Source organism: Pseudomonas brassicacearum (assembly GCF_000585995.1).
GTDB lineage: Bacteria > Pseudomonadota > Gammaproteobacteria > Pseudomonadales > Pseudomonadaceae > Aquipseudomonas > Aquipseudomonas brassicacearum_A.
This window is the reverse complement of record NZ_CP007410.1, coordinates 3,077,444-3,094,060: the sequence shown is the minus strand read 5'-3', so window position 1 is coordinate 3,094,060 and position 16,617 is coordinate 3,077,444. Positions and strand designations below refer to the sequence as shown.

Below are 16,617 nucleotides of genomic sequence, written 5' to 3'. Positions count from 1 at the left end.
GTTCCGTTACTGAGGGCCTGTCATGTTCGAAACCAGCCTCACCGTTAACGACCTGTTGTTCTTGCTCGACGGGGCCTGGGTCACGCTGCAACTGACCGTGTGGTCGATCCTGCTGGGGACCCTGGCCGGCTTGCTGTTCGGCCTGTTGCGGGCGTTGATGCCGCGCGCCAGCCTGCCACTGGCCTGGGTGTTGGACGTGTTTCGCAGCGTGCCGCTGCTGATCCAGTTCGTGCTGTTCAACTCCCTCAAGAGCATTGTCGGCCTGAACCTCAGCGCCTTCGCGGTCGGCTGCATCGTGCTCGGGGTCTACGCCGCGGCGTACTTCACTGAAATCGTCCGTGGCGGCGTGCTCGCAGTGCCATTGAGCACCCGGCGGGCCAGCCGTTCCCTGGGCTTGAGCTACCTGCAGGACTTGCGCTTCATCGTCCTGCCGATTGCCACCCGGGTAGCGTTTCCCGGCTGGCTGAACCTGGTGCTGGGCGTGATGAAAGACACCGCGCTGGTGATGTGGATCGGCATCGTCGAATTGCTGCGTGCATCGCAAACCATCGTCACGCGCATTCAGGAACCCCTGCTGGTGCTGTGCATCGCGGGCCTCATTTACTACGTCATGAGCCTGGTGGTCGCCCGCCTCGGCGCACGCCTGGAAAGAAGGTGGCAGGAAAATGATTGAGATCGAAAACGTGCACAAATCCTTCGGCGCCCTGGAAGTGGTCAAGGGCGTGAGCCTGACCGTGGACAAGGGTGAGGTGGTGTCGATCATCGGCGGTTCGGGATCTGGCAAGTCGACCCTGCTGATGTGCATCAACGGCCTGGAACCGATCCAGAAAGGCAGCATTCGCGTGGACGGCGTCGAGGTTCATGACCGCGCCACCGACCTCAATCGCTTGCGGCAAAAGATTGGCATCGTGTTCCAGCAATGGAATGCCTTTCCCCACCTGACGGTGCTGGAAAACGTGATGCTGGCGCCACGCAAGGTACTGGGCAAGAGCCAGCAGGACGCCGAGGCCCTGGCGGTGACGCAGCTGGAACACGTAGGCCTGGGGGACAAGCTCAAGGCCTTCCCCGGCAAGTTGTCCGGCGGCCAGCAACAGCGCATGGCCATCGCCCGGGCCCTGGCGATGTCACCGGACTACATGTTGTTCGACGAAGCCACCTCGGCCCTGGACCCGCAGCTGGTGGGCGAAGTATTGGACACCATGCGCATGCTCGCCGAAGACGGCATGACCATGGTGCTGGTGACTCACGAGATTCGCTTTGCCCGGGATGTATCCGATCGGGTGGCGTTCTTTTGCAACGGGCGGGTCCATGAGATCGGGCCGCCGGACCAGGTGATTGGCAACCCGATGCAGCCGGAGACGGCGGCGTTTCTCAAGTCGGTGAAGTAGCGGATGGCCCCTTCGCGAGCAAGCTCGCTCCCACAGGGTTCGGTGGTGCACACCAATCCGCTGGTCACTCCACAGATTCTGTGGTGCACACCAAACAGTGTGGGAGCGAGCTTGCTCGCGATGAGGCCCGCCAAGACAACACAAGGAGCAGCCAATGCGCTCATCTAAAATCATCCATGTAGTCAGTTGCCACGCCGAAGGCGAAGTCGGCGATGTGATCGTCGGCGGCGTCGCCCCTCCACCTGGCGCCACGGTGTGGGAGCAATCGCGCTGGATCGCCCAGGACCAGACCCTGCGCAACTTCGTCCTCAACGAACCCCGTGGCGGTGTGTTCCGTCACGTCAACCTGCTGGTGCCGGCCAAGGACCCTCGGGCGCACATGGCCTGGATCATCATGGAACCGGCCGACACACCGCCGATGTCCGGCTCAAACTCCCTGTGCGTGGCCACCGTGTTGCTGGACAGCGGCATCCTGCCGATGACTGAACCCCAGACCCGACTGGTGCTGGAAGCACCGGGCGGCCTGATCGAGGCCGTGGCCGACTGCCGCGACGGCAAGGTACAACGGGTCGAGATCAAGAACGTACCCTCCTTCGCCGACCGCCTCGATGCCTGGATCGAAGTCGAGGGCCTGGGCTCGTTGCAGGTGGACACCGCCTACGGCGGCGACAGTTTTGTCATCGTCGACGCCCAGCGCCTGGGCTTTGCCATCCGCCCGGACGAAGCCGCCGAGTTGGTGGCGGTGGGCTTGAAAATCACCCGGGCCGCCAACGAACAACTGGGCTTCGTACACCCGTTGAATCCTGATTGGTCGCACATCTCGTTCTGCCAGATCGCCGCGCCCATCGTCCAGGAGAACGGCATTGCCACTGGCGCCAACGCCGTGGTGATCCAGCCCGGCAAGATCGACCGCTCCCCCACCGGCACCGGTTGTTCCGCGCGCATGGCGGTATTGCACGCCAAGGGCCTGATGCAGGTGGGCGAGCGGTTCATCGGACGGTCGATCATCGGTTCCGAGTTCCACTGTCGTATTGACTCGCTGACCGACGTGGCCGGACGCCCGGCGATTTATCCGTGCATTGCCGGACGGGCGTGGATCACCGGAACCCATCAACTGTTGCTCGACCCGGCCGACCCGTGGCCGCAGGGCTATCGGCTTTCAGATACCTGGCCTGGCGCATGAATTTTCGATTGTGCAAGTCCCCCTGTGGCGAGGGGATTCATCCCCGCTGGGCTGCGAAGCAGCCCCCTGGACTCCACTGACACACCAAGTTGCCTGTATCAGGACCGCTTCGCGCTCCAACGGGGATAAATCCCCTCGCCACAAACCATTCACCACCGGAGACAACCCATGAGCAAACGCATCAACTGGAGCGGCGTTTTCCCCGCCGTCACCACGCAATTCAACGACGACTTTTCCATCAACCTGGAAAAAACCCACCAAGTGATTTCCAACGTCATCCGTGACGGCGTTTCCGGCCTGGTGGTCTGCGGTTCGGTGGGGGAAAACACCTCCCTGAGCGCCGAAGAGAAAATCGCCGTGACCGAAGTCGCGGTGGACGCTTCTCGCGGCCGCGTGCCGGTGATTTGCGGCGTCGCCGAATTCACCAGCGTGCAAGCCGCCAAGGTTGCCAACGCGGTGCGCAAGGTCGGCGTCGACGGGGTGATGTTGATGCCGGCGCTGGTCTACGGCTCCAAGCCATTCGAGACCGCCGAGCATTTCCGCTATGTGGCCCGCCATGCCGACGTGCCATTGATGGTCTACAACAACCCGCCGATCTACAAGAATGATGTGACCCCGGACATCCTGATTTCCCTGGCCGATTGCGACAACGTGGTGTGCTTCAAGGATTCCTCTGGCGACACCCGGCGGTTCATCGACGTGCGCAATGAAGTCGGCGACCGTTTCGTGCTGTTCGCCGGTCTCGACGACGTGGTGCTGGAAAGCCTCGCCGTGGGTGCCGAAGGCTGGGTCTCGGGCATGTCCAACGTGTTCCCGAAAGAAGGCGAGACCATTTTCCGCCTGGCCCGTGCCGGACGCTTTGCCGAGGCGATGCCGATCTACGAATGGCTGATGCCGATCCTGCACCTGGACGCCCGCGCCGACCTGGTGCAATGCATCAAGCTGTGCGAAGCCATCGCCGGCCGCGGCAGCGCCCTCACCCGCCCACCGCGCCTGGCCCTGCCGGAAGAGGACCGGGTGTATGTGGAACAGATCATGGCCAAGGCCATGGCGAATCGGCCGGCGTTGCCGGATGTGGGGCTTTAGGCCCTCCCCCAGGAAAGTAAGAAGGCCTATGTGGGAGCGGGCTTGCTCGCGAAAGCGGTCTGTCTGGTAGGACTATGCTGTATGTGCCGCCGTCTTCGCGAGCAAGCCCGCTCCCACAGGATTTGTGGCGGCCATGACAGGGAGGCTTCCCATGAATTATTTCCTGGCCCAGGCCCTGAACAACCAATGGGCCAATCACAGGTTGCTCAACGCCTGCGCGCAACTGAGCGAGACCGAATATGAGGCTCAACGCACGGGTTTCTTTCCGTCCATACAAAGCACGCTCTGTCATATCCTGGAAGTGGATCGTTACTACCTCACCGCCCTCGAAGGCGATCGTGACGGCCAGATAAAGGATTTTTCCGAAATCCTGCCCTTTGCCCAACTCACGCAAAACCAGGCCAAAACCGACCAGCGTCTTGTGGCCTTCTGCGAATCACTGCGAGATAAAGACCTCGCCCGCTGCGTAGAACTGGTGCGGGTCGACGGTGTGGTGCATGAACGAATCGACCGGTTGTTACTGCACCTGTTCGAACATCAGATCCACCACCGCGGCCAGGTGCATTCGATGCTCAGTGGCACCGGTATCCAGCCACCGCAACTCGATGAGTTCTTCCTCGATTGCGACCGTACGTTCCGGCAAAAAGAGGAGCAACAACTGCAACTCAACGAAGGGACTGTCTGGCGAGACTATCGGCCGGATTGAACACCCACTGCCAAAAAATGCGATGGCCGCTGCCGGCCATCGCCAATCGCCCACCTCAGGCGCCCTCAGATCCGTGCGGGTGACACGATGATTTTCACGTTGTGCTCCTTGTTGTTGACCAGTTCCTCGAAGCCCTGCCCAACGATCTGCTCAAGCTGGATGCGCCCGGTCACCAGTGGCGAGATGTCCAAACGACCATCGGCGATAAAGGCGATCACGTCGGCGAACTCGCCGTTGTAGGCCAGCGCCCCGAGCACCTGCTTTTCGGTGGAGACCAGTTCAAAGAAGTTGAATGAACTCGGCTCCTCGAAGATCCCCACCAACACGCACTTGCCGGCCTTGCGGATCAGGTCGATGGCCAGCTTGGCGGTGTGTTTGTTGCCGATGCACTCGAAGCTGACATCGGCGCCCAGGCCGCCGGTCAGGCGCCGTACTTCGGCCAGGGCGTCGCATTCGTTCGGATCGATCACATGGTTGGCGCCAACTTCCAGGGCCTTGGTCTTGCGTGCGCCAGACATTTCCAGGGCGATCACCTGGGCCGCGCCAGCGGCCTTGGCGCACATGATTGTGCACAGGCCGATCGTCCCGGCCCCCACTACCACGACGTTCTGGCCCAACAGACTGCCGGCCTTTTTCACCGCATGCATGCCCACCGCCAACGGCTCGATCAAGGCGCCGGCCTCGGCAGGGAAATCGGCGGGCAATTTGTAGAGAAGATTGGCCGGTACGTTGACCAGCTCGGCGAACGCACCGTTGTTCATTAGCCCGGTGAACGCCAGGTTTTCGCAGATGTTGTACAACCCGTGGGTGCAGTAATAGCAGGTGCCGCAGTGCTGGCAGGCATCGGCCGCCACCGGCTCGCCGACGCTGAAGCCCTCCACGCCGGCGCCCAGTTCGACGATCTCGCCGCAGAACTCATGGCCGAGGATGCACTGGCCCTTGATCCCGGTCAGCGGGTGCGGTGCGTCCACCGGGATGAACACCGGCCCGGCCACGTACTCATGCAGGTCGGAACCGCAAATACCGCACCATTGCACGCGAATCTGCACCCAACCGGCCGGCGGCGATATGGGCAGTGGCACGTCTTCGACGCGGATGTCGTTGCGGCCATGCCAGACGGCGGCGCGCATGCTGCGGGTAGGCTTGATTGAAACGTTCATGACGTTACCTCCAGAATTTTGTAGGGGCGACGAATCACCTCGCCGCCCGCTTGGTCAGTGCTGCTGAATGAACCCGAGGATCAGTCGGTTGACCTGTTCGGCCGCTTCCATCTGCACCATGTGGCCTTGACCGGGCAGCACTTCGACCTGTGCGCTCAATCCTTCGCTGTGGGTCACTGGAATGATGGCGTCGTCGCTGCCCCAGACCACCAGGGTCGGCACATGGCCGGCCTGTACCACTTCGCGCAGGTCGGTTTGCTGGCGGCCATCGGCGAACAAGCTCGCAGACAGCTGTTGCAACGCGGCGTCCACGCCCTCCAGGCGCTTGTACTTGAGCATGTCGTCGAGCATTTGCCTGTTGACCAACTCGGCATTGGAAAACAGCTGCACCAACTGCGGCTTGAGGGCGTTGCGATTGGCCGCTTCGACGAAGCCCTGCAAGTAGCTGCCGTTGATCTCCGGGCCCAGGCCGGCGCTGCCGATCAAGGTCAGGGAACGCACCCGCTGGGGCGCCAGCCGTGCCGTGTTCAGCGACACGGCGCCGCCCATGGAATGCCCGACGAGGTGCACAGCGTTGATGTCCAGGTGATCGAGCAAGGCCAGCACCACGCCGCTCAACTCATCCAAATCGCCCCGTTGCAAGACCTTGCCGGACTCACCATGGCCCGGCAGATCCAGGGCAACCACCCGGCGCCCGGCCGCCAGTGCCTCGTGGTTGAACAGCCAGTTGTTCAAGTCGCCACCGAAACCGTGCACCAGCAACAGCGGCGTATCGCCCTCGCCGCGCTCGAAATAGCGGATCACCCGGCCGTCCAACTCGACTTTCTGCGGTTTCGGCCCGCTGTCTTCGGTCGCAGCATCGCCCGGCACGAAGCTGGCCTGGAACTGCTCGATCACCGCCTCGATCTCGGCGTCGCTGGCCTCGCCCTCCACGACGATGCCCAGCAAGGCACCGACCGCCAGGGTTTCGTCCTGGCGTGCGATCTGCCGACGCAAGATCCCGGAGAACGGTGCCTCGACGCTGCTGGAGATTTTGTCGGTCTCCACGTCCATCACTTCATCGCCCTTGGTGATGGCCTGGCCCTCCTCCTTGAGCCAGGCATCGACTCGCCCCTCGGTCATCGACAGGCCCCACTTGGGCATGGTCAGGGTATGAATCTGGCTCATCAGCGCTTGCTCCACTCGATCACGTTGAGCACGGCTTGCTCGATTTTCGCCGCGTCAGGGATGTACAGGTCTTCCAGGGCATCGGAGAACGGCACCGGGGTGTGCGGCGCGGTGACCATTTCAATCGGCGCCTTGAGCGCGCCGAAGGCCTTTTGCGCCACCAGCGCGGAAATGTCGGTGGCCATGGAACAGCGTGGGTTGGCCTCGTCGATGACCACCAGGCGCCCGGTCTTCTCCACGCTTTCGAGGATGCTGTCCTCGTCCATCGGGCTGGTGGTGCGCAGGTCGATGACTTCGCAGTCGATACCGCGCCCGGCCAGGCTGCGCGCGGCGTCCATCGCGGTGTTGACCATGCGCCCGTACGACACCAGGGTCACGTCCTTGCCGTCGCGCAGGAAGTTGGCCTCGCCGAAGGGGATGGTATAGAGCTCTTCCGGCACTTCGCCTTGCATGCTGTAGAGCAACTTGTGCTCACAGAAGATCACCGGGTCGTTGTCGCGGATCGCCTGGATCAGCAGGCCCTTGGCGTCATAGGGCGATGACGGGCACACCACCTTCAGCCCCGGAATGTGGGTCCACAGGGAGGTGAGCATCTGTGAATGCTGGGCGGCGGCACGCAGGCCGGCGCCGACCATGGTGCGGATCACCAAGGGCGTGGCGGCCTTGCCGCCGAACATGTAGCGAAACTTCGCCGCCTGGTTGAGGATCTGGTCCAGGCAGCAACCGGCGAAATCGACGAACATCAGTTCGCACACCGGGCGCACGCCGCAGGTGGCGGCCCCGACGGCGGCGCCGACGTAACCGATCTCCGACAGCGGCGTATCCAGCACGCGCCCCGGGAATTGGTCGTAAAGCCCTTTGGTGACGCCGAGCACACCGCCCCAGGCGTCGTTCTCACCGGGGGCGCCGGCACCGCCGGCCACGTCCTCGCCCATGATGAAGACGCTGGAGTCGCGGCGCATTTCCTGGGCCAACGCCTCGTTGATTGCCTGCTGATAGCTGATTTTTCTCGCCATGATGGGATTCTCTGTTTTTGTTTTAGAGGCTTGTTCGAGCAAGCGGCGTTCAGGGGTAGGAGACGTAGACGTCGGTGAGCAGGTCCGCCGCCGTGGGCTTGGGATCGGACTTGGCCTTGAACACGGCGTTGTCAATCAGCAGCTCCACTTCCTTGTCGATCTGGTCCAGCTGCTCGGCCGACAGCAGCCCGGCCCGGGTGGTGCGTTCGCGGAACTGCATCAGGCAGTCCTGGTTCTCGCGAAAGTGCTTGACCTCGTCCGGCGCCCGGTAGGTTTGGGCGTCGCCCTCGAAGTGGCCGTAATAGCGGGTCAGCTTGACCTCGATCAGCGACGGCCCCTCCCCGGCCCGGGCGCGCTCGACGGCGGCCCCGGCCGCTTCATGGACGGCAAAGAAGTCAAAGCCATCCACCGTCACCCCCGGCATGCCGAACCCGGCGGCGCGGTCGGCGATGTGATCGCAGGCCACCGACCAATTGGACGCGGTGGCTTCGGCGTAGCCATTGTTTTCAGCGACGAACAGACACGGCAGGTTCCACACCGAGGCCATGTTCATGGCTTCGAAGACCGCCCCTTCGTTGGAGCCACCGTCGCCGAAGAACACCACGGCGACGCTGTCGGTGCCTTTCATTCGGGCCGCCAGCGCGGCCCCCACCACCAGGGGGGCGCCGGCACCGACGATGCCGTTGGCGCCGAGCATACCTTTCTCGAAGTCGGCGATGTGCATCGAGCCGCCCTTGCCTTGGCAGACGCCGGTTTTCTTGCCGTAGATCTCGGCCATCATCCCGTAGACATCCACGCCCTTGGCGATGCAATGGCCATGGCCACGGTGGTTGGAGGCGATGCAGTCGTTATCGCCCAAGTGAGCCATGACCCCGGCGGCCGAGGCTTCTTCGCCGGCATACAGGTGGACGAAACCGGGAATCTCGCCGGTGGCGAATTCCACGTGCAGGCGCTCTTCGAAGGCGCGGATGGTGCGCATCACCTGGTAGGCGTGCAGCAGTTGATCGTGGGTGAGCGGTGTCGACATTTTTATTCTCCAGGGGTGTCTTGAAGGCTGTCTTGAAGGTTCAGGGGGTGTTGCGGATGTTCGCGGCCGATGGCCAGCAAACGGTGTTGCGCGGTGTAGGCCAGCACCGCGTTGACATCGATGGTCAGCGGGCCGTTGGCATCGAGGGTGACCGTGGGCCGGTCCTGCGGGTTGAATTCGATTTCCCGTTCGCCATCCAGGGCCAGGGTGCCGCTGGACAGCGACAGGCTATGGGCGATGCCCGGCTCCAGCGGCCCGGCGGCAAGCACGCCGCAGCCTTGCAGCAGACCGGGGGCCAGCGGCACCAGCAGCGCTTCGGGCGATTGTGGGTCCAGGCGCATCCAGGCCCCGCCGGGCGCCTGGCGTGACACCGGGAACCACAGGCCGCATAGCGCCGACAGGCCAATGGATTGCGGTTCGGCGAAGGTCACGAAGACTTCGGCCAGGTCCGCCGCTCGACTGATGGCCCGGGCGCCGACAAAGCGCAGTGGTGACACGGCGACATCCACCAGGGCAACCTCCCGCAGGCCACGCGCAGCATCGCAGACCAACAAACGCTTGTTGCGACGCAGGCCGATCTGCGCCGGTATCCGGCCGCTGGCGTACAACCCGCCGGCCAGCCCGGCACTGGTGGCCTCGCGCAGTTCGGGGAAGGCGTTGTTGGTGCCGGTGGACAGGGTCAGCAACGGGATGTCGCCCACTTCCGCGGCCACGGCCTTGTGCGTGCCATCGCCGCCGAGCACGGCGATCAACGCCACCTCGCGCTCGGCCATCAGCCGGGCGGCCCGGCGGGTGTCTTCGACGGTCTGGCGCAGGGTCAGGTCGAGAAACTCCAGGGCCGGCCAGTGGCTGCTGCGGGCCTGGCGACTGTGGCTGTTCTTCAACACGGCGGCGGCCATGCCAATCATGTCCGTGGGCATCAGCACCTGTTCGATGCCGGTGGCACCGAAGGCGGCCAGCAGCCGTTGGATCACCGAGACCTTGTCGGTGCTGGAAAACAACCCGGCATTGGCGGTCAGGCGCCGCACGTCACGGCCCGACGCGGGGTTGGCGATGATGCCCACGGTCAATGGTCGGCGGCTCATGGCGCCACCGGGGGCGAGACAGGCCTATAACTTGGGCGGCAAGACCCTCGGCAAAAAGACATAGGTACCTCGTTTTTATTATTGGATGAACCGCCAGGCGGCTTCATGGGATAGAGCAAGGCCGGTGCCAGTTGTCGAAAAACCCCACGAAATGCCCGGTCCAGAGCGTTCGCAGCGCCCTATTCGACGACGCGGACCGGACCGCTGTGAGACGTGGCATGTCAACCTGCACGAGGTGGACGCGAGACATTGAGACGTGGCGTCTCACGCCGGCCATCCACACCGCCAAGCTTGTCTGCGCTCGGCGAACGGCGCTTAATGTGCGCACAACGATAAGAAGCTGAACCGGAGGCCCTATGCTTTCCGCACACTCCCGGGCGCACGTGGATTGCGTCAGCCGCGTGGTGAAAAACGCGGGCCGACTGCCACAACTGCCCGTCCCGGACCTGATCCTCGACTCCTGGCGTCGCTCCATGGAGCAACATCACCTGGACCCCGGCTCATTGCAGGGCCCGCGCATCCTCTCCGAGGACGTGCTCAAGCAATGCCGCGAGCGCTCCGAGCTGTTCCTCAATATCGCCAGCGAAGAAGTGGCACGCCTGCATGGCCGGGTGCGCGACGCCGATTACTGTGTGCTGCTGACCGACGCCCAGGGCCAGACCATCGACTACCGGGTGGAAACCGCGATCCGTAATGACTGCCGCAAGGCCGGGCTGTATCTGGGCACCTGTTGGTCGGAGGGCGAAGAAGGCACGTGCGGCGTGGCGGCGGTGCTCACGGCCAAGGCCCCGGTGACGGTGCACAAGCGTGATCACTTCCGGGCCGCCTTCATCGGCCTGACCTGCTCCGCCGCGCCGGTCTTCGACCCGCAAGGTGAATTGCTCGGCGTGCTGGATGTGTCGGCGGTGCGCTCGCCGGATGATCGGCGCTCGCAGCACCTGATCCGGCAAATGGTGGTGCAGAGCGCCCGGGAAATCGAACAGGCGTTCTTCATGAGCAGCGCCCAGGGCTACTGGGTCCTGCGGGCTCACCGCAACGCCGGCTACGTCGACAGCCAGCCCGACTTCCTGTTCGCCTGGGACGACGATGGCTGCCTACAAGCCCTGAACCCCGCCGCTCGCCAATACCTGCTGCAGCATTACGGGCAGCTACCGCAACACATCAGCCAGGTCTTCGACCAGCAACAACTGCACCGCGCCCGTGACGAAAGCCTCTACCCGCTCGATCACGCCTTGCATGGCCGCTTGAGCGCGCCTCGCCATCGGGCCACTCCGCGCGCCCGGGCTGCAATGAGCCCGTCCGACATCGATCCGCGCCTGGCCGACAGCCTGCGCCTGGCGGTGCGGGTCAAGGACCGTAACCTGCCGGTGCTGATCCAGGGTGAAACCGGCTCCGGCAAGGAAGTCTTCGCCCGTCAACTGCACCAGGCCAGCCAGCGTCGTGAGCGGCCTTTTGTGGCGTTGAACTGCGCGGCAATCCCTGAAAGCCTGATCGAAAGCGAACTGTTCGGCTACGTCGCCGGGGCCTTCACCGGCGCCTCGGCCAAGGGCATGCAGGGCCTGTTGCAGCAGGCCGATGGCGGGACATTGTTTTTGGATGAAATCGGTGACATGCCGTTGGCCTTGCAGACTCGCTTGCTGAGGGTATTAGCCGAAGGTGAAGTGGCGCCCTTGGGTGCATCGCGCCGCAAGGCCGTGGACATCCAGGTGATCTGCGCCACCCACCGCGACCTGGAGACCCTGGTGAGCGCTGGCGAGTTTCGCGAGGATTTGTATTTTCGCCTGGGCGGCGCCCGCTTCCAGTTGCCGCCGCTGCGTGAGCGCACTGACCGGTTGGCGCTGATCAACGGTATTCTCGCCGAGGAGTCGACACTGTGCGGGGATGTGGTGCAGCTGAGCAGCGTGGCCCTGGAATGCCTGCTCGGCTATCACTGGCCAGGCAATGTCCGTCAATTGCGTCATGTGCTGCGCTACGCCTGCGCGGTGTGTGAGGCAAGCGTGATCCAGCTCAGCCATCTGCCCGAGTCATTGCACAGCACCGACGCTGCTCACTCGCCGGAACCGAGCGCCAGCCCGGAGCGCCAGGCACTGCTCGACGCCCTGGTGCGCCATCGCTGGAAGCCCACCGCCGCGGCCCGGGCCCTGGGTATTTCCCGGGCGACCCTGTATCGACGGGTGCACCAGCATGGCATCGAGATGCCGGGCCGGCGCCCGGCGTGACGTTGAGCGCTATCTGCGCGCCAACTCGTGACGCACGCATTGCTCGTAGTAGGTCTGCTTGACGGCTGCGGGCTTGAGGCGCGAGGCGCTGTTGTAGGTTTGCTCGGTGATGCCCATGGCGGTCATGCGCATCCAGGGCCGGGGGAACTTGCGAACTTGCAATCGCTTGCGGGCGCCGTACAGGGTCATCCCGGAGAGCTTCGCGGCCTGTGCTCCCGCCGCGATGTCCGCGCCCCAGCGGCACACCGACTGCTGGTTTTGCGTCAGTGCTTTGGCCTGGGCCTCAAGCGAGACGGCGGCCAGGAGAAACGTCGCTACGACCCACATAGAAATTCGCATAGGTTTGTCGCTCAACTTTCTGAAATAAAAGAAGTTTGACGACATTCAAATGAGCAAGGGGCCAGTACGGCTACACCGACATGTGGCGATGTGAAAGCTTTTGTGGCGAGGGAGCTTGCTCCCGCTGGGTCGCGAAGCGGCCCTCTGGATTTGCCTGACACACCGAGTTGCCAGGTAGTTATTGGGGCCGCTTCGCAGCCCAGCGGGAGCAAGCTCCCTCGCCACGGATATCACTGGCCTGCCTTGGCTTCCTGCAACAACTGCTGAATCACCTGCTCCTGCTCGCCATACCGCCCTTCGCCAAAGTGGCTGTAGCGCACCTGCCCCTTGGCGTCGATGAAGTAATGGGCCGGCCAGTACTGGTTATTGAAGGCGCGCCAGATCGCATATCGGTTATCGATGGCCACCGGATAATGGATGTCCAGTTTGCGCACCTGCTCGCGCACGTTGTCGATGATCTTCTCGTAGCCGTATTCCGGGGTGTGGACGCCGATCACCACCAGCCCTTCCTTCTCATACTTTTTCGCCCACTCGTTCACATAAGGCAGCGTGTGCTGGCAGTTGATGCAGTCATAGGTCCAGAAATCCACCAACACCACCTTGCCCCGCAGTGACTCGCTGCTCAGCGCAGGCGAGTTCAGCCATTGCACTGCGCCATCCAGCGAGGGCATGGCGCCCAGGGACCCGGGGGTCGGCATGGAGGTGGCGCTGGCCTTGCTGACCACGTAGTCGATCGCCTTCGGGACCTTTTCCAGCAGGCTCTGTTCCAGGCTGGCCGAGCCTTGGGAAGAGGTGCTGGCCGACAGCCGATCATCGGCGCCAGTGCCAATCGCCACGGCAGCCAGTAACACAACGGCCCCGGTGCCACGGCGCAACCAACTCGTCACCGGCAGCGAGAGTTTCAGGCGACCGACCAACCCACGTCCGGCGAGAATCAGCACACCCAGGGACAAGGCACTGCCCAACCCATAGGCAAGCAGCAACAGGCTGGTTTCAGCGCTGGCGCCTTGCAGCATGGCACCGGTCAGGATCACCCCGAGTATCGGCCCGGCACAGGGTGCCCAGAGCAGTCCGGTGGCCACCCCGATCAGCACCGACGCTAGCGGCCCGGCCATCCGCCCGGCGCCGGCGTCAATCCGGTTGCCCAGGCTGACCAGCGGCCGCGACAGCCATATGCCGACCCGGCTGAAGATCAGCGACAAGGCGAACAGCACCATCACCACCAGGGCGACTTGCCGGCCGACGCTGCTGGCGCGCAATACCCACTCGCTGCTGACCACCGCCAGGCTCGACACCAGGGCGAACGTCAGCACCATGCCGGCGAGTGTCAGCAGCACCGAGCCCCGGGAGCGATTGGCACGGGCGAACAGAAACGGCACCACGGGGAGAATACAGGGGCTGAGGATCGTCAGGATCCCGCCGAGGAAAGCGATCAGAAGCATGGGATCACCACTAGGTTTTTGAAAGATACTTGTTTAATAACAATTGGTTATCATGAACTCATAATGCTTTACTTTTAGTTACCGTTATTGCAATTGTCGGCAAGCTTGCGGTAGTCCAGCGCCTGCTTGTGGCCCGCCGAGTCCAGATAGATCATCTCGGCATTCACCACGCCGCAGGCCGGGTTGGCGTCTTCGGTGACGGACAGCACCTTCCGGATGTCCAGGTGGGTGCCGTAGGTATAGGTTTGCGCCTGGACGTTACTTTCGGCCCGGGCCGACAGGGTGCAGATGTTCAGCGCGGCGAAGAGGCAAGCGGCGTAGATGGCTTTGGTGTTCATGGCGGTGTCCTCGATTCATTCAATGAGTGTGTTTTCTGCCGAGGCTTGTCGTGTTGCCTCGATGGAAGCCATTGAATGCCGTTGAGGTATCGCGTCTGTATCGAGCCAGGTGGCTTTTTGCATCCCTGTGTATCCGCCGCGCGCCAGATACACTGCAATACAAACCGTCGCGGCTCAGGCTGGCCGGCGCCTGTAGACTGATCACAACGAAACGCCAAGAGGGGCTGGACACCATGGATCATGTCGATCACGTGTTGATAGTGGATGACGATCGCGAGATCAGAGAGCTGGTTGGTAACTACCTGAAGAAGAACGGCCTGCGCACCACTGTCGTCGCCGATGGCCGGCAGATGCGCGCATTTCTGGAAACCACCCCGGTGGACCTGATCGTGCTGGACATCATGATGCCCGGCGATGACGGCCTGGTGCTGTGTCGGGAGCTGCGCGCCGGCAAGCACAAAGCCACGCCGGTGCTGATGCTCACCGCCCGCAACGACGAAACCGACCGCATCATCGGACTGGAAATGGGCGCCGACGATTACCTGGTCAAACCCTTCGCCGCCCGCGAGCTGCTGGCGCGGATCAACGCCGTGCTGCGCCGTACCCGGATGCTGCCACCCAACCTGGTGGTCACTGAAAGCGGTCGCCTGCTGGCCTTCGGGCGCTGGCGCCTGGACACCACCGCCCGTCATCTGCTGGACTCCGATGGCACCATGGTCGCCCTGAGTGGCGCCGAATACCGGCTGCTGCGGGTGTTCCTCGACCACCCGCAACGGGTACTCAACCGTGACCAGTTGCTCAACCTGACCCAGGGCCGGGACGCCGATCTGTTTGATCGCTCCATCGACCTCTTGGTCAGCCGCCTGCGTCAGCGCCTGTTGGACGATGCCCGGGAACCGGCCTATATCAAGACCGTGCGCAGCGAAGGCTATGTGTTCTCGCTGCCGGTGGAGATCCTCGGGGCTTCGGTATGAGTCTGCCGTTGCATTGGCCGCGCACCCTCGCCTCGCGGCTGTCGCTGATTTTCCTGATCGGGTTGATCCTGGCCCAGGGGCTGTCGTTTGGTGCCCAATATTACGAGCGCTACCAGACGGCCAAATCCACCATGCTCGGCAACCTGGAAACCGATGTCTCGACCTCCGTTGCCATCCTCGACCGCCTGCCTGCCGCCGAACGCCCGGCCTGGCTGCCCAAACTCGCCCGGCGCAACTACGGCTACCTGCTCGATGAAGGCCAGCCCGGCCAGCCGATGGACCTTACCGATGCGCCCGTGTCGGTGAGCTCGATCCAAGAGGCCATCGGCCAGTCCTACGCCCTGACCTTCAACCAGATACCCGGGCCGAAAATGCACTACCAGGCTCACCTGCGCCTGGGCGACGGTAGCCCGCTGACCATTGATGTACGTCCGGCGATGATGCCCCTCTCCCTCTGGCTGCCGGTGGTGTTGCTGGGGCAGTTGGCGCTGCTGATCGGCTGCACCTGGCTGGCCGTACGCATCGCCGTCGGCCCGCTGACACGGCTGGCCGGAGCAGTGGAAACCCTCGATCCCAACGTCCACAGCGTACGCCTGGACGAAAAAGGCCCGACCGAAGTGGTCCATGCCGCCAAGGCGTTCAATGCCATGCAAGATCGCATCGCTGCCTACCTCAAGGAGCGCATGCAATTGCTGGCGGCGATTTCCCATGACCTGCAGACGCCCATCACGCGCATGAAGCTGCGCGCCGAATTCATGGACGACAGCATTGAGAAGGACAAACTGTGGAGCGACTTGAGCGAAATGGAACACCTGGTGCGCGAAGGCGTGGCCTATGCCCGCAGCGTCCACGGCGCCACTGAGGCCAGCTGCCGCATCAGCCTGGATGCGTTTCTCGACAGCTTGGTGTTCGACTATCAGGACACCGGGCAGGATGTGCAGCTTTCCGGAAAAAACGCCGCCATCATCGACACCCGCCCCCACGCCCTGCGCCGGGTGTTGGTCAACCTGGTGGACAACGCGTTGAAGTTTGGCGGTGCGGCGCGGATCGAGGTGCAAGAGGGCGAAAATGGTCAATTGGCGATCCAGGTATTGGACCGTGGCCCCGGCATCAATGAACAGGAGCTGGCCGAAGTCCTCAAGCCGTTCTACCGGGTAGAAAGCTCGCGTAACCGGGAAACCGGGGGTACAGGATTGGGCTTGGCCATCGCCCAGCAACTGGCGAATGCCATGGGCGGTTCATTGACCTTGAGCAACCGCGACGGCGGCGGGCTGTGCGCCGAGCTGCGGCTCGGTCGCGAAACCCGGTAACCCCACAGGGGCCTGTGGGATACGCAAATGTTGAAACCACCCCAAAACAACTGTGGGAGCGGGCTTGCTCGCTCCCACAAGGGGATCTGTGGTAGCACGCAAATGTTGAAACCACCCCAAAACAACTGTGGGAGCGGGCTTGCTCGCGAAGGCGGAGTGTCAGCCACCTCAATGGCG

At 63.3% G+C, this 16,617-nt stretch carries 16 protein-coding genes; 8 read left to right on the top strand and 8 right to left on the bottom strand.

Annotated features, from left to right (window positions below; translation table 11 throughout):
* Positions 1-22: 22 nt before the first annotated feature.
* The 5 genes from CD58_RS13460 (at position 23) to CD58_RS13440 (ending at position 4,363) form a co-directional block, all read left to right on the top strand.
* Positions 23-673: an amino acid ABC transporter permease gene (locus CD58_RS13460; RefSeq protein ID WP_025213518.1), complete on the top strand. Its 651-nt coding sequence runs from the start codon at positions 23-25 to the stop codon at positions 671-673.
* The gene (locus CD58_RS13455; protein ID WP_025213517.1) at positions 666-1,388 is read left to right on the top strand and encodes an amino acid ABC transporter ATP-binding protein; all 723 of its coding nucleotides are present in this window, start codon (positions 666-668) and stop codon (positions 1,386-1,388) included. The genes CD58_RS13460 and CD58_RS13455 overlap by 8 nt, the downstream gene beginning before the upstream one ends.
* Positions 1,389-1,542: 154 nt before the next feature.
* Positions 1,543-2,571, top strand: coding sequence for a trans-3-hydroxy-L-proline dehydratase (locus CD58_RS13450; protein ID WP_025213516.1), 1,029 nt, complete (start codon positions 1,543-1,545; stop codon positions 2,569-2,571).
* 168 nt (positions 2,572-2,739) lie between these two features.
* On the top strand, positions 2,740-3,657 hold the full coding sequence (locus CD58_RS13445; protein WP_025213515.1) for a dihydrodipicolinate synthase family protein: 918 nt from the start codon (positions 2,740-2,742) through the stop codon (positions 3,655-3,657).
* 151 nt (positions 3,658-3,808) lie between these two features.
* Complete coding sequence (locus tag CD58_RS13440; RefSeq protein ID WP_025213514.1) at positions 3,809-4,363, top strand: DinB family protein; 555 nt, start codon at positions 3,809-3,811, stop codon at positions 4,361-4,363.
* A gap of 65 nt (positions 4,364-4,428) precedes the next feature.
* Here the strand turns inward: CD58_RS13440 and CD58_RS13435 are convergent, their stop codons facing one another.
* The 5 genes from CD58_RS13435 to CD58_RS13415 all read right to left on the bottom strand — a co-directional run bounded on the left by CD58_RS13435 (position 4,429) and on the right by CD58_RS13415 (position 9,818).
* Positions 4,429-5,493 (bottom strand): 2,3-butanediol dehydrogenase, encoded by a 1,065-nt coding sequence (locus CD58_RS13435; protein WP_235195319.1) that lies wholly within the window; start codon positions 5,491-5,493, stop codon positions 4,429-4,431.
* Positions 5,494-5,577: 84 nt separating this feature from the next.
* Positions 5,578-6,690: an acetoin dehydrogenase dihydrolipoyllysine-residue acetyltransferase subunit gene (locus CD58_RS13430; RefSeq protein ID WP_025213512.1), complete on the bottom strand. Its 1,113-nt coding sequence runs from the start codon at positions 6,688-6,690 to the stop codon at positions 5,578-5,580.
* On the bottom strand, positions 6,690-7,706 hold the full coding sequence (locus CD58_RS13425; protein ID WP_025213511.1) for an alpha-ketoacid dehydrogenase subunit beta: 1,017 nt from the start codon (positions 7,704-7,706) through the stop codon (positions 6,690-6,692). Before CD58_RS13425 ends, CD58_RS13430 begins: the two co-directional genes overlap by 1 nt.
* A gap of 49 nt (positions 7,707-7,755) precedes the next feature.
* Positions 7,756-8,733, bottom strand: a complete 978-nt coding sequence (locus CD58_RS13420; RefSeq protein ID WP_025213510.1) for a thiamine pyrophosphate-dependent dehydrogenase E1 component subunit alpha — start codon at positions 8,731-8,733, stop codon at positions 7,756-7,758.
* Positions 8,734-8,735: 2 nt separating this feature from the next.
* Entirely contained in the window at positions 8,736-9,818 is a 1,083-nt protein-coding gene (locus tag CD58_RS13415; protein ID WP_025213509.1) for an ATP-NAD kinase family protein, read from the bottom strand.
* A 356-nt stretch (positions 9,819-10,174) separates the two neighbouring features.
* Between CD58_RS13415 and CD58_RS13410 the strand changes: the two genes are divergently transcribed.
* A complete protein-coding gene (locus CD58_RS13410) occupies positions 10,175-12,037 on the top strand; it encodes a sigma-54-dependent Fis family transcriptional regulator (protein WP_025213508.1) in 1,863 nt (620 codons plus the stop codon).
* Positions 12,038-12,046: 9 nt separating this feature from the next.
* On the opposite strand, the gene CD58_RS13405 is transcribed toward CD58_RS13410, so the two are convergent.
* The 3 genes from CD58_RS13405 to CD58_RS13395 form a co-directional block, all read right to left on the bottom strand.
* Positions 12,047-12,376, bottom strand: a complete 330-nt coding sequence (locus tag CD58_RS13405) for a hypothetical protein (protein WP_025213507.1) — start codon at positions 12,374-12,376, stop codon at positions 12,047-12,049.
* A gap of 230 nt (positions 12,377-12,606) precedes the next feature.
* Positions 12,607-13,818 (bottom strand): cytochrome c biogenesis protein DipZ, encoded by a 1,212-nt coding sequence (locus CD58_RS13400; RefSeq protein WP_025213506.1) that lies wholly within the window; start codon positions 13,816-13,818, stop codon positions 12,607-12,609.
* A gap of 74 nt (positions 13,819-13,892) precedes the next feature.
* Positions 13,893-14,156, bottom strand: coding sequence for a DUF2790 domain-containing protein (locus tag CD58_RS13395; protein ID WP_025213505.1), 264 nt, complete (start codon positions 14,154-14,156; stop codon positions 13,893-13,895).
* A 233-nt stretch (positions 14,157-14,389) separates the two neighbouring features.
* On the opposite strand from CD58_RS13395, the gene CD58_RS13390 reads away from it, so the two are divergent.
* Both CD58_RS13390 and CD58_RS13385 read left to right on the top strand, forming a co-directional pair.
* Positions 14,390-15,130: a response regulator gene (locus CD58_RS13390; RefSeq protein ID WP_025213504.1), complete on the top strand. Its 741-nt coding sequence runs from the start codon at positions 14,390-14,392 to the stop codon at positions 15,128-15,130.
* Positions 15,127-16,440 carry an ATP-binding protein gene (locus CD58_RS13385; RefSeq protein ID WP_025213503.1) on the top strand — a complete coding sequence of 438 codons (1,314 nt, stop codon included), beginning with the start codon at positions 15,127-15,129 and terminating at the stop codon, positions 16,438-16,440. Before CD58_RS13390 ends, CD58_RS13385 begins: the two co-directional genes overlap by 4 nt.
* Positions 16,441-16,617: the final 177 nt, after the last annotated feature.

Bases quoted from the DNA above. Each gene is read 5' to 3' on its own strand.
- CD58_RS13460 (WP_025213518.1), top strand. From the start codon at position 23: ATGTTCGAAACCAGCCTCACCGTTAACGACCTGTTGTTCTTGCTCGAC.
- CD58_RS13455 (WP_025213517.1), top strand. From the start codon at position 666: ATGATTGAGATCGAAAACGTGCACAAATCCTTCGGCGCCCTGGAAGTG.
- CD58_RS13450 (WP_025213516.1), top strand. From the start codon at position 1,543: ATGCGCTCATCTAAAATCATCCATGTAGTCAGTTGCCACGCCGAAGGC.
- CD58_RS13445 (WP_025213515.1), top strand. From the start codon at position 2,740: ATGAGCAAACGCATCAACTGGAGCGGCGTTTTCCCCGCCGTCACCACG.
- CD58_RS13440 (WP_025213514.1), top strand. From the start codon at position 3,809: ATGAATTATTTCCTGGCCCAGGCCCTGAACAACCAATGGGCCAATCAC.
- CD58_RS13435 (WP_235195319.1), bottom strand. From the start codon at position 5,493: ATGCGCGCCGCCGTCTGGCATGGCCGCAACGACATCCGCGTCGAAGAC.
- CD58_RS13430 (WP_025213512.1), bottom strand. From the start codon at position 6,690: ATGAGCCAGATTCATACCCTGACCATGCCCAAGTGGGGCCTGTCGATG.
- CD58_RS13425 (WP_025213511.1), bottom strand. From the start codon at position 7,706: ATGGCGAGAAAAATCAGCTATCAGCAGGCAATCAACGAGGCGTTGGCC.
- CD58_RS13420 (WP_025213510.1), bottom strand. From the start codon at position 8,733: ATGTCGACACCGCTCACCCACGATCAACTGCTGCACGCCTACCAGGTG.
- CD58_RS13415 (WP_025213509.1), bottom strand. From the start codon at position 9,818: ATGAGCCGCCGACCATTGACCGTGGGCATCATCGCCAACCCCGCGTCG.
- CD58_RS13410 (WP_025213508.1), top strand. From the start codon at position 10,175: ATGCTTTCCGCACACTCCCGGGCGCACGTGGATTGCGTCAGCCGCGTG.
- CD58_RS13405 (WP_025213507.1), bottom strand. From the start codon at position 12,376: ATGCGAATTTCTATGTGGGTCGTAGCGACGTTTCTCCTGGCCGCCGTC.
- CD58_RS13400 (WP_025213506.1), bottom strand. From the start codon at position 13,818: ATGCTTCTGATCGCTTTCCTCGGCGGGATCCTGACGATCCTCAGCCCC.
- CD58_RS13395 (WP_025213505.1), bottom strand. From the start codon at position 14,156: ATGAACACCAAAGCCATCTACGCCGCTTGCCTCTTCGCCGCGCTGAAC.
- CD58_RS13390 (WP_025213504.1), top strand. From the start codon at position 14,390: ATGGATCATGTCGATCACGTGTTGATAGTGGATGACGATCGCGAGATC.
- CD58_RS13385 (WP_025213503.1), top strand. From the start codon at position 15,127: ATGAGTCTGCCGTTGCATTGGCCGCGCACCCTCGCCTCGCGGCTGTCG.